At 66.1% G+C, this 11,905-nt stretch carries 8 protein-coding genes; 4 read left to right on the top strand and 4 right to left on the bottom strand.

Annotation, left to right across the window (positions count from 1 at the left end; all coding sequences use genetic code 11):
* Positions 1-54 precede the first annotated feature (54 nt).
* Positions 55-942, top strand: coding sequence for a helix-turn-helix domain-containing protein (locus DJ563_RS07490; RefSeq protein ID WP_274100433.1), 888 nt, complete (start codon positions 55-57; stop codon positions 940-942).
* Positions 943-957: 15 nt separating this feature from the next.
* Here DJ563_RS07490 and DJ563_RS07495 read toward each other — a convergent pair whose 3' ends face one another.
* The 4 genes from DJ563_RS07495 to DJ563_RS07510 form a co-directional block, all read right to left on the bottom strand.
* Entirely contained in the window at positions 958-1,731 is a 774-nt protein-coding gene (locus DJ563_RS07495; RefSeq protein ID WP_274100432.1) for an IclR family transcriptional regulator, read from the bottom strand.
* A 69-nt stretch (positions 1,732-1,800) separates the two neighbouring features.
* A complete protein-coding gene (locus DJ563_RS07500) occupies positions 1,801-3,258 on the bottom strand; it encodes an amidase (RefSeq protein ID WP_434519172.1) in 1,458 nt (485 codons plus the stop codon).
* On the bottom strand, positions 3,255-4,565 hold the full coding sequence (locus DJ563_RS07505) for a citrate-proton symporter (RefSeq protein ID WP_434519173.1): 1,311 nt from the start codon (positions 4,563-4,565) through the stop codon (positions 3,255-3,257). The genes DJ563_RS07500 and DJ563_RS07505 overlap by 4 nt, the downstream gene beginning before the upstream one ends.
* Before the next feature lie 96 nt (positions 4,566-4,661).
* Positions 4,662-5,837, bottom strand: a complete 1,176-nt coding sequence (locus tag DJ563_RS07510) for a M20 aminoacylase family protein (RefSeq protein ID WP_274100429.1) — start codon at positions 5,835-5,837, stop codon at positions 4,662-4,664.
* A gap of 342 nt (positions 5,838-6,179) precedes the next feature.
* On the opposite strand from DJ563_RS07510, the gene uvrA reads away from it, so the two are divergent.
* The 3 genes from uvrA to DJ563_RS07525 all read left to right on the top strand — a co-directional run bounded on the left by uvrA (position 6,180) and on the right by DJ563_RS07525 (position 11,537).
* Positions 6,180-8,696, top strand: a complete 2,517-nt coding sequence (gene uvrA, locus DJ563_RS07515) for an excinuclease ABC subunit UvrA (RefSeq protein ID WP_434519174.1) — start codon at positions 6,180-6,182, stop codon at positions 8,694-8,696.
* Positions 8,697-8,757: 61 nt separating this feature from the next.
* Positions 8,758-10,407: an MFS transporter gene (locus DJ563_RS07520; protein WP_274100530.1), complete on the top strand. Its 1,650-nt coding sequence runs from the start codon at positions 8,758-8,760 to the stop codon at positions 10,405-10,407.
* Positions 10,404-11,537: an HlyD family secretion protein gene (locus DJ563_RS07525; protein ID WP_274100531.1), complete on the top strand. Its 1,134-nt coding sequence runs from the start codon at positions 10,404-10,406 to the stop codon at positions 11,535-11,537. The genes DJ563_RS07520 and DJ563_RS07525 overlap by 4 nt, the downstream gene beginning before the upstream one ends.
* The last annotated feature ends 368 nt before the right edge of the window (positions 11,538-11,905 follow it).

Below are 11,905 nucleotides of genomic sequence, written 5' to 3' on the forward strand. Positions count from 1 at the left end.
CAAGCCGCTGTGGCACAGTAGCCGGGTATCGATCACAACAATAACTACAAGACCATGAACAAGATCCCCAACTACGCCCTATACGGCGAAACCGCGCAGCCGGTGTGGCACGAGTCCCTGCATGTGGAGTCGATCTCGCAACGCTCCGGCGCCCACAACTGGGAGATTGCCGCGCACCGTCATGAAGGCCTGCTGCAGCTGCTGTACCTGCAAAGCGGGGCCGGTGAAGTGCTGTTCGACAGTGACCACGTGCAGGCCCGGGCGCCCTGCGTGGTGTACGTGCCGGCGCAGGTGGTGCATGGTTTTCATTGGGCCGGCGCGGTCGAGGGCCAGGTGATCACGGCGGCGCAGCATCCGCTGGAAAGTATCGCCCAGGTACTGGCACCGAACCTGCTGGCACAGGTGCGCAAACCCCAGGTGATCGCCCTGCCGCAGTGGGACGCCGAAGAAGACCCGCTGCTACCGCTGTGCCGCGCACTGCGTGAGGAATACCACAACCGCGCCCGCGAGCATGTGGCGTGCAGCATGTCGCTGCTGCTGACGCTGGTGATCCAGGTGTTGCGCCACGAGCCGCAGGCCCGCGCCGGCGAGCAGCGCCTACCGTCGAGGCGCAGCCAGCAACTGACCAGGTTCCGTGAGCTGGTGGACATGCACTACCGCGCGCATTGGTCGCTCGGTGATTACGCCGGTGAGCTCGGGCTGACCTTGGCGACGCTGGGGCGGTTGTGCCAGGAGCATCTGGGCATGACGCCGATGAATGTCATCAATGCCCGCCTGGTGCTTGAGGCCAAACGGGCGCTGGGGCATTCGAGCCTCAGTGTGAAAGAAATTGCCCATGAGCTGGGGTTTGTCGATGTCGGCTACTTCAGCCGGTTTTTCCGCAAGCATTCAGGGGTGAGCCCGAGTGGGTTTCGTGAGGCCGCAGGGCGAAAGGGCCCGTAATTTCGCACAGCACCCTCAAGCCTCCAGTGCGTGCTGCACCTGGCCCACTGTCGCCGCCAAGCGCTGCAGATGCAGGCTCAACACCCGCTCTACCGGCGCCTGGTCCTCCGGCCAGTGCAAGGCAATGCTACCCGCCAGCCGCCCTTCAACCCGCACCGGCAACGCGATCGCCCGGATCAGAAACGGCAACCGCACCGGGTACTCCCAGTGCCCCTCGGTGCGCTGACCAAAGCCCTTGTGCGCATCGTCCTCGATATCGCGCAACAGCGTTTCATCACCCAACTGCTGGTGGCTGGCCAGGCGCTGCACTTCGTCGCTGTGCATTTCCCCCAGGCATGCCCGCCCCATTGCCGAGTGAAACAGGCTGGCATGGTGCCCGACGATCTGGCAGTTGTTCGGGTAGCGCTTGCGCAGCACCAGGGGGATGGCGCTTTCCATCACTTCAAGGCGCTCACCATCGAAGCACGACAGGTCCGCCACCAGCCCGGTGCACTCGCTCAGTTCCAGCAACCAGGGCGCTGCGTGTTCGACCAGGCGCCGCTTGAAACGCAACTGGCGGTCACCGAACAGGCGCCGGGCGCACAGGCGATAACGCCGATCACTCAAGCCCCGGTAGACCCAGCCCTGCTCCTGCAAGGTGGCCAGCATTCGCGACACCGTAGCCTTGGGCAGGGTCGTCAGGTAATGCAGCTCCTCCAGCCCTAACGCCTGGTGTTCGCCGAGCAAATCGACGATGGCCAGCGCCCGCTCCACCGAGCGCACGCCGCCGCTGTCTGTCGTGGTGCCCATGTGTCTGACCTCCCTGTCTCTGCGTGGATGGTCATGATGCCCAGCAAAAAACGCGCCTGCCCAGGGTGCTCAACGTGATTGCAGGCAATTAGGCGGCTGCCGCTCGACCCAACGGGTCAGTTGTTCATGGGCATACGCCAGCTGCAGCACGGCATGGTCGGCCTGGGCGGGGCCTATGATCTGCAGCCCCATCGGCAGCCCCGCGGCATTGAAGCCAACCGGTACGCTCATGCTCGGCAAGCCGGCCAACGTCGGCCCGATGACTACCTCCATCCAGCGGTGGTAGGTGTCCATCGCCTGCCCGCCGACCACCTTCGGCCACGCTTGGGCTGCGTCGAAAGGGAACACCTGGGCAGCAGGCAACAGCAGAAAATCGTAACGTTCGAACAAGGTGTTCAACGCCTGGTACCAGGCGCTGCGGTCCAGTGAGGCCTGGTAAACGTCCGCCGCCGTCAGGCGCAGGCCCCCTTCGACCTCCCAGCGCGCCTCGGGCTTGAGCAGTGCGCGCTTCGCGGGGTCGGCATAGGCTGCACCCAGGCTTCCATGCACCAGGAAGTGGCGGTGGGTCAGCCAGCATTGCCACAGGCGCGCCATATCGAAACCTGGCTGGCAGGCCTCGACTTCGCAACCCAGCGCGGCGAAGTCCGCCAAGGCCGCTTCGCACAGGCCCATTACCCCGTCATCCATCGGCAGGTAACCGTCATGGCTGCCCAGCCAGCCGACCCGCACGCCCTTGAAATCACGCGACAGCCCATGGGCGAAGTCGCGCGGGCCGTCGCGCAGTGACAATGGCACCCGCGCGTCATGGCCGGCCTGAACCGAGAGTAGCCGCGCCACATCTGTCACCGTGCGCCCCATCGGGCCCTCGGTGGCCAGCTGCTGCATGAACAGCTCCGGTGTCGGCCCATATGGCACCCGCCCTTGCGAAGGGCGCAGGCCAAACACATTGTTGAACGCCGCCGGGTTGCGTAGCGAGCCCATCATGTCGCTGCCATCGGCCACCGGCAGCAAGCGCAGGGCCAGGGCCGCGGCTGCCCCGCCACTGCTGCCACCGGCCACGCGGCTCGGGTCGTAGGCGTTGAGGGTGGTGCCGAACAGCGTGTTGTAGCTTTGCGAGCCGAGGCCGAACTCCGGCACATTGCTCTTGCCGATGATGATCGCCCCGCTGGCGCGCACCCGCGCCACGCTGAGCGCATCCTGCTCGGGCACATGCTCGGCGAACAGCGGCGAGCCCAGCGTGGTACGCAGCCCCGCCGTGGCCGCCAGGTCCTTGACCGCCTGCGGCATGCCATGCATCCAGCCTCGCGACTGGCCGCCCGCCAGCTCGCGATCACGCGCGTCGGCCTCGGCCAACAGCACCGCGCCCTCGCGCAGCGACACCAGCGCATTGACCTGCGGGTTGAAGCGTTCGATATGGCCCAGGTAGGCCTGCATCACTTCACGGCACGACACTTGGCGGGCATGAATCGCCTGGGACAGCGCCTCGGCATCCAGGGCAACGATCGGGTCGATGGCTAACAGGCTCACGGTTTCACTCCAAGGTTGAAGGCAACAGCCTTGCCAGCACGCGGGGCCTCTTTCAGGCAATAGGTACCCAGCAGCGTCAGCAGGCACGCGAATAGCACGTAGAACGACGGCGCCACCGGCGTGCCGAGCACCTTGCTCAGCCAGGTGACGATCAGCGGGGCGAAGCCGCCGAACACCATTACCGCAACGTTGTAGGCCACCGACACCCCGGTGGAGCGCACCTCGATCGGGAACTGCTCGGCCAGGGCGGTCGGCGCCGGGCCGAAGAAGCCGCCGATGGCAGTGCACAGCAGCAGTTGCATCACCAGCAGACGCTCGATCGATGGCGCCGCCGCTACCCAGACATACAACGGGTAGACCATCACGAAGAACGCCAAGGTAAAGGCCATCAGCACCGGCCGCCGGCCCAGGCGGTCCGATAACGCACCCGCCAGGGGGATCACCACGGTCATCAGGCCCACGGCCAGCATCTGCACCAGCAACACCTGGTCCAGCGGCAGGCCCAGGTTCTTGTGGGCGAAGGTTGGCATGTTCACCAGCACTACATAGAACGACACCGTCGCCCCACAGGCCAAGCCCATCGACACCAACAGGCTGCGGCGGTGCTCACGCAGTACCTGCCACAAACTCGGCGCCTGGCCCTTGGCCTGCTTGCGGGCTTCGAGGAACTCCTCGGGCTCTTCCATGTGCTTGCGAATCCACAGCCCCACCGGGCCGATCAGCAAGCCGATCACGAACGGGATCCGCCAGCCCCAGCTGTCCAAGGCCTCGGGCGTGCACAAGTGGGTGACCAGCGCCACCATCGCCGCCCCGCTGAACACCGCCAGGCACTGCCCCACCAGTTGCCACGAGCCATACAGCCCCTTGCGGTGGGCCGGTGCGCTTTCCACCAGAAACGCCGTGGCACTGGCGTACTCACCGCCCGTGGCAAAGCCCTGCAGCATGCGCGCCACCACGATGAGCAGCGGCGCGCCCATGCCGATGGCCAGGTAGCTGGGGGCAAAGGCGATCATCGCGATGGACACCGTCATCAGGCGGATGATCAGTTGCATCGCCGCCTTGCGCCCCTTGCGGTCGGAGTACATGCCCAGCAGCACCCCGCCCACCGGGCGCATGAAAAAGCCCACGCCGAAGGTGGCCAGGGCCATCAGTAGCGAGGCGTACTCGTCGTCGGAGGGGAAGAACTGGCGGGCGATGATGCTGGCCAGAAAGCCGTACACGATAAAGTCATACCACTCCAGGGCATTGCCGATGACCGCCGCGACCACTTGCCGGGTACGCGACGCGCCTGTATTGGAAATCTGCATGCGGAGCACTCCATCAATCTGTTGGCCAGAAACGCTTCAAGTGATCGCCCAGGCACGCTCGCGCCCGGGTTCCAGCGGCAGTCGTCAATGCAGGGTTCAGGCCGGCTCGAGCCAGCGCTCGGTCAGCGCGCCCCAGTAAGCGGCGCCGGTCAGCAGGATGTCGTCGTTGAAGTCATAGGCCGGGTTGTGCACCATCGGCCGCTTCACACCATTGCCGATGAACAGGTAGGCGCCGGGGCAGCGCTGCAGCATCCAGGCAAAGTCCTCGCTGCCCATCAGCTTGCGGGTATTGCCATCCACCGCGTCGGCGCCGAGCAGTTCGACACCGACCTGGTGGGCAAAGGCGTTTTCAGCGGCGTGGTTGACCAGCACCGGGTAAGCGGGTCGATGCTCGATGCTGGCGGTGCAGCCATAGCTCTGCGCCTGGCTGACGATGATCGCCTGCACCCGCTCCAGGGTCTGTGCGCGCACCTCGGCATTCAGGGCGCGCAAGCTCAGACGCAGCAGGGCCTGCTGCGGGATCACGTTGGCTGCCTCACCCGCCTGCAACGCACCGACGGTCACTACTGCCGCTTCCTGCGCATCGATGTTGCGCGCCACCACGGTCTGCAACGCCATCACCACACTGGCCGCTGCCACCAGCGGGTCGACCGTCAGGTGCGGCATGGAACCATGCCCACCGACCCCCTCGATGGTCACCGTGAGCAAGTCCTGCGAGGCCATCATCGGCCCCTCACGGAAGCCCAGGTGCCCCGCTGGCAGCCCGGGCATGTTGTGCATGCCGAACAAGGCATCGCAGGGGAAGCGCTCCAGCAGGCCGTCGGCGAGCATCGCCTCGGCGCCACCTTGGCCCTCTTCAGCCGGCTGGAAGATCAGCGTCAGCGTGCCATCGAACTGGCGGGTAGCAGCCAGGTAACGGGCGGCACCCAGCAACATGGTGGTATGCCCGTCATGGCCGCAAGCGTGCATGCAGCCCTGGTGGCGGCTGCTGTAGGCAGCGCCGGTGGCCTCGTGAATGGGCAGCGCGTCCATGTCGGCACGCAGGCCGAGCTTGCGTGGGCTGCTGCCGTTGCGCAGCACGCCGACCACGCCGGTCTTGCCGATGCCTGTGTGCACTTCGTAGCCCCAGTCTTTGAGCAATTGCGCGACCAGGGCCGAGGTGCGGCTTTCTTCGAAACCGAGTTCGGGGTGAGCGTGGATATCGTGGCGGATGGCGTGCAGGTCGCTGGCCACCTCGTTGAGCCAGGCCAGGATGTGCTGATGTTGCGGCATGTGGAATCTCCTCGCGCGGGTGGGTCCCGTTCTTGTTGTTCGCTTTGAGATCACGACGGGGAAGGCAGGTCGTGGTTACGGACAGATAAGCGCGACGGGGGCCGGAGCACAATTGAATGTGGTTCCACGGGGTGGAACATGGCAGCGAGGGGGATTGCGGGCGGGCCGCTGGGCATGCCTTGGGAGGTTCAGCGCCTGCGAGATCGAGCGCCGCCCGCGCGGCGCTCGATCTCGCAGGCGCTAAACCTCCCAACCCCTACACCTGCCAGCCCCACCCCAATCCCCGCACAGACCCTCAAATTACTGCTACCGTGCCCCATTTACCCAGCCAAGGAGCGCCCAATGCCACCACGCACCCCAACCCCTACCGGTTTCGTCCGTGTCCGTGGCGCTCGCGAGCACAACCTCAAGAACATCGACGTGGACATCCCCCGCGACGCGCTGGTGGTGTTCACCGGTGTATCCGGCTCGGGCAAATCTTCATTGGCCTTCTCCACCCTGTATGCCGAAGCCCAGCGCCGCTACTTCGAATCGGTCGCGCCCTATGCCCGGCGCCTGATCGACCAGGTTGGCGTACCCGACGTGGACGCCATCGAAGGCCTGCCCCCTGCGGTGGCCCTGCAACAGCAACGCGGCACGCCAAGCGCGCGTTCCTCGGTCGGCAGCGTCACCACATTGTCCAGCTCGATCCGCATGCTCTACTCGCGTGCCGGCCACTACCCGGCCGGGCAGGCCATGCTGTACGCCGAAGACTTCTCGCCCAATACCCCACAAGGGGCCTGCCCCGAATGTCACGGCCTGGGCCGTGTCTACGAGGTGAACGAGGCAACCATGGTCCCCGACCCGTCGCTGACCATACGTGAGCGGGCGGTGGCCGCCTGGCCGATGGCCTGGCAGGGCCAGAACCTGCGCGACATCCTGGTGACCATGGGCTATGACGTTGACACCCCCTGGCGCGACCTGCCCCGGGAGCAACGCGACTGGATCCTCTACACCGAAGAAACCCCCACCGTGCCGGTCTACGCCGGGCTCAGCCCGGCGCAGACCCGCGCCGCACTCAAGCGCAAGCTCGAACCCAGCTACCAAGGCACCTTCAGCGGCGCCCGGCGCTACGTGATGCACACGTTCATGCATTCGCAGAGCGCGCAGATGCGCAAACGCGTCTCCCAATTCATGCGCCCAAGCCCCTGCCCGCTGTGCCAGGGTAAACGCCTCAAGCGCGCAGCGCTGGCCGTGACCTTCGCCGGCCGCGACATCGGCGAGCTGTCGCGCCTGCCTTTGCAGACGCTGGCCGAGGTGTTCCGCTCGGTGGCAGCCCCCGGTTATCTGCAACAGCACGAAGACACCCTGACCCTGGAAAAGCGCCTGGCCGCCCAGCGCATCGCCCACGAACTGCTGGAACGGATCGCGCCGCTGATCGACCTTGGCCTCGGCTACCTGGCCCTGGAACGCAGCACGCCGACGCTGTCCTCGGGCGAACTGCAACGCCTGCGCCTGGCCACCCAGCTCAACTCGCAACTGTTCGGCGTCATCTACGTGCTCGACGAACCGTCGGCCGGCCTGCACCCGGCCGACAGCGAAGCGCTGTTCGACGCCCTGCAACGGCTCAAGCGGGCGGGCAATTCGGTGTACGTCGTTGAGCACGACCTGGACACCATGCGCCGCGCCGACTGGCTGGTGGATGTCGGCCCTGCGGCCGGCGAGCATGGCGGGCAGGTGCTGTACAGCGGCCCGCCCGCAGGCCTGGCCGAGGTCGAGGTATCGCGCACCCGCGCCTATCTCTTCGCCCCGCAGCAGCCGGCCGCTCGAGCGCCACGACAGCCGCAGGCCTGGCTGCAGCTGGAGGGCATCACGCGCAACAACCTCAACAACCTCAGCACCCGGTTCCCTTTGGGGTGCTTCACCTCGGTGACCGGTATTTCCGGCTCGGGCAAGTCGAGCCTGGTCAGCCAGGCGCTGCTGGAGCTGGTCGGTGCCCACCTGGGCCATGCCGAACAGCGTGCCGAGCCCGAGGAGCAGAGCCTGGAAGACGAGCCCGAGCAGACCAGCGCAGGCCGTGTCCGCGCGGGCCTGGACAACATCAAGCGGCTGGTGCAGGTCGACCAGAAGCCCATCGGCCGCACGCCGCGCTCCAACCTTGCCACCTACACCGGCCTGTTCGACTACGTGCGCAAGCTGTTCGCCAGCACCGAGCAGGCCAAGGCGAACGGCTTCGATGCCGGGCGGTTTTCGTTCAACGTTGCCAAGGGCCGTTGCGAGAACTGCGAGGGTGAAGGGTTCGTCAGCGTCGAGCTGCTGTTCATGCCCAGCGTGTATGCACCCTGCCCCACCTGCCATGGCGCCCGCTACAACCCCGATACCCTGGCAGTGACCTGGCAGGGCATGAACATCGCCCAGGTGCTGCAACTGACCGTCGATCAAGCCCTCGCGGTGTTCGCCGAACAACCGCCGGTACGACGCTGCCTTCAAGTCCTGCAGGATATCGGCCTGGGCTACCTGCGCCTGGGCCAGCCGGCCACCGAGCTGTCCGGCGGCGAGGCGCAACGCATCAAGCTGGCCACCGAACTGCAGCGCACCGCGCGCGGGGCGACGCTGTACGTGCTGGACGAGCCCACCAACGGGCTGCATCCGCAGGACATCGACCGGCTGCTGGTGCAACTCAACCGCCTGGTCGATGCCGGGCATAGCGTGGTGGTGGTCGAGCATGACATGCGCGTGGTGGCGCAAAGCGACTGGGTGATCGACATCGGGCCGGGGGCTGGGGACGCCGGCGGCAAGGTCGTGGTCAGTGGGACGCCGCAAACAGTCGCCCAGTGCAAAGACAGCCGCACCGCCAGCTTCCTGGCCAAGGCGTTGTAGGCGCGGCAAACTTGAGCGCAGACAGTTTTAATGCCCATGCCCCTAACGTACAGTCTGCCCCATGAACAAATACGCCCCACGCCAGTGGCTCCCTCACGAAAAACCCAGCCTGCCTGGGTCGCCCTCCACCCCCCTGCACACGCCCGGGAAACGCCTGGCCTATGGGGTGGTGGGGCTACTGGTGGCGATCACGGGTGGCCTGGGCAGCGCGCTGGTAACGGCCAACTTGGTGTTCCTGCAGGGTGCCCTTGGCGCGACCACCGCCGAAATGGCCTGGCTGCCGGCCGCCTATGTGATGACCAACGTGTCGATGAACCTGCTGCTGGTCAAGTTTCGCCAGCAGTTCGGCTTGCGCGCCTTCACCGAAGTGTTCCTGGTGCTCTATGCACTGGTCACCTTCGCCCACCTGTTCGTCAATGACCTGAACTCGGCAGTCGCGGTGCGCGCCGCCCACGGCATGGTCGGCGCCGCGCTCAGTTCGCTGGGCCTGTACTACATGATCCAGGCGTTCCCCGCGCAGTGGCGGCTCAAGGCCATGGTCCTGGGCCTGGGCGCCTCGCAGCTGGCCTTGCCGCTGGCGCGGATCTTCTCCGAAGACTTGTTGCAGATCGCCGAATGGCGCGGGTTGTACCTGTTCGAGCTGGGCCTGGCACTGGCCGCACTGGGTTGCGTGCTGATGCTCAAGCTGCCGCCTGGCGACCGCTTCAAGACCTTCGAGCCGCTCGACTTTCTGACCTTCACCCTGATGGCCAGCGGCACCGCCCTGCTTTGCGCCGCACTGTCGCTGGGGCGCATCGACTGGTGGCTGGAGACGCCTTGGATCGGTGTGGCCCTGGCGTCGTCGATCGGCCTGATATTCAGCGGCCTGGCCATCGAACACAATCGCCAGAACCCCTTGTTGATGACCCGCTGGCTGGGCAGCGGCACGATCATCCGCCTGGCCCTGTGCGTGATCCTGATTCGCATGGTGACCTCGGAGCAGTCCACCGGCGCGGTGGGTTTTCTGCAGGCGCTGAACATGGGCAGCGAGCAGATGCGCACGCTGTACGCGATCATGCTGTTCGGCGCGGTGGCCGGCCTTGCCACCAGCGCCCTGACCATCGACCCCAAGCACCTGGTCATCCCCCTGCTGGTTTCGCTGCTGGCGATGGCCGTCGGGGCCTTCATGGACAGCAGCTCTAGCAACCTCACGCGCCCGGCGCAGATGTACCTGAGCCAGTTCCTGCTGGCCTTCGGCAGCACCTTCTTCCTGGGCCCGTCGATGGCCCTGGGCATCAGCCATGTACGGGCCAACCCGCGCAACCTGGTGAGTTTTTCGGTGCTGTTCGGCATCTGCAACAACCTCGGCGGCCTGATTGGCGCAGCGCTGCTCGGCACCTTCCAGACCTGGCGGGAAAAATTTCACTCCAGCCACCTGATGGACCGCCTCAGCTACCTTGAACCGCTGGTCAACGCCCGCGTGCAAAGCGGCGGCGGCGGTTATGCCGGTCTCCTCGCCGACCCAGCGCTGCGCAGCGAAGCCGGCCTGCGCGTGCTGGCCAGTGCGGCCACCCGGGAGGCCAACGTGATGGCCTACAACGATGTCTTCATGCTGATCGGCAGCATCGCTATCCTGACCATGGTCTGGATCTGCATCCGCAGCACCTGGCTCTGGTACACGGCCGCCAAGGCCACCTCCTCCGACTCTAGCCGTAGCGCGCCTACCCGATGACCGACGAAACCCGCACGACCACCACCACCGCCCTCGCCGAGACCCCGGAAGGCACGCCGCCCCCCAGTGAACCGACCAGCCCGGTACGCTCGCGTCGGGTGCGCATCCTGTCGACGATCAGTTTTGCCTGCGTGGCCCTGGCCGGCATCCTGCTGGTGCTCTATGCCTGGCGCCTGCCGCCGTTCGGCAGCGCCATCGAGAGTACCGAAAATGCCCTGGTGCGCGGCCAGGTGACCATCATCGGCCCGCAACTCAGTGGCTACATCGTCGATGTACCGGTACATGACTTCCAGTTCGTCAAGGCGGGCGACCTGCTGGTGCAACTGGACGACCGCATCTACACGCAACGCCTGGCCCAGGCCATCGCCCAATTGCAACAGCAACAGGCGGCACTGGCCAATAACCTGCAGCAACGCAACAGTGCCGAGGCCACCATCGCCCAGCGTCAGGCGGCCATCGGTGATGCGGCAGCCCAGGCGGCCAAGGCCAAGGCCGACCTCGGCCGTAATCAGGCACTGGTCAGCGACGGCTCGGTGTCGCGCCGCGAGCTGGACCTGGCCCGTGCCAGCCAGGCGGCTGCCGTCGCCAGCCTGGCCCAGGCCAAGGCAGCGTTGGAGATCGCCCGCCAGGACCGGGAAACCGTGGTGGTCAACCGGGCTGCGCTGCAAGCCGCGGTGGAAAACGCCAAGGCCGCCGTGGAGCTGGCCCGCATCGACCTCGACAACACCCGTGTGACCGCTCCGCGCGACGGCCAGTTGGGGCAGATTGGCACGCGCCTGGGGGCCTACGTGAACTCGGGTGCGCAATTGATGGCGCTGGTGCCCGACACCCTGTGGGTGATCGCCAACATGAAGGAAACCCAGATGGCCGCAGTGCGTATCGGCCAGCCGGTGAGTTTCACCGTGGATGCCTTGAACCACCTGAAGCTGTACGGCCATGTGCAGCAGATTTCACCGGCCACCGGCTCCGAGTTCGCGCTGCTGCAGGCGGACAACGCCACCGGCAACTTCGTCAAGATTGCCCAGCGGATCCCGGTGCGCATCACCGTGGATGCCGACCAGCCGCAGGCAACGCGGTTACGGCCAGGTATGTCGGTGGTGGTGAGCATCGACACCCGTGACGGGCAGTAGGTACCTGCCGAGGTGCCGTCTTGCCGCTTTAGGCCGTGGGGTTTGTCTGGCTTTGGCTTGGCGGTGGTGCTGATATCGAGCGCCGCCCGCGCGGCGCATCGCGACGCAAGGCCGCTCCTACATTTGTTTCGGGCCAATTATTCCTGAGGCATTGGCGCGCGGCCCCTTGGTGCCCCCCTCAATATATCGCGTCGTACAAACAAGGCGGTCGCGCGCAAATGCCACTGGCCTCACTGGCCCGAAACAAATGTAGGAGCGGCCTTGCGTCGCGATGCGCCGCGCGGGCGGCGCTCGATTTCCGCCCCCCTGAAGAAACCAAGCCAGGCACCTGATGCCCCTCCCTACAATCTCCAGCCCCCCCAAAAACG

It is taken from the genome of Pseudomonas sp. NFX1, assembly GCF_051123555.1.
In the GTDB taxonomy this organism is placed as follows: domain Bacteria; phylum Pseudomonadota; class Gammaproteobacteria; order Pseudomonadales; family Pseudomonadaceae; genus Aquipseudomonas; species Aquipseudomonas capeferrum.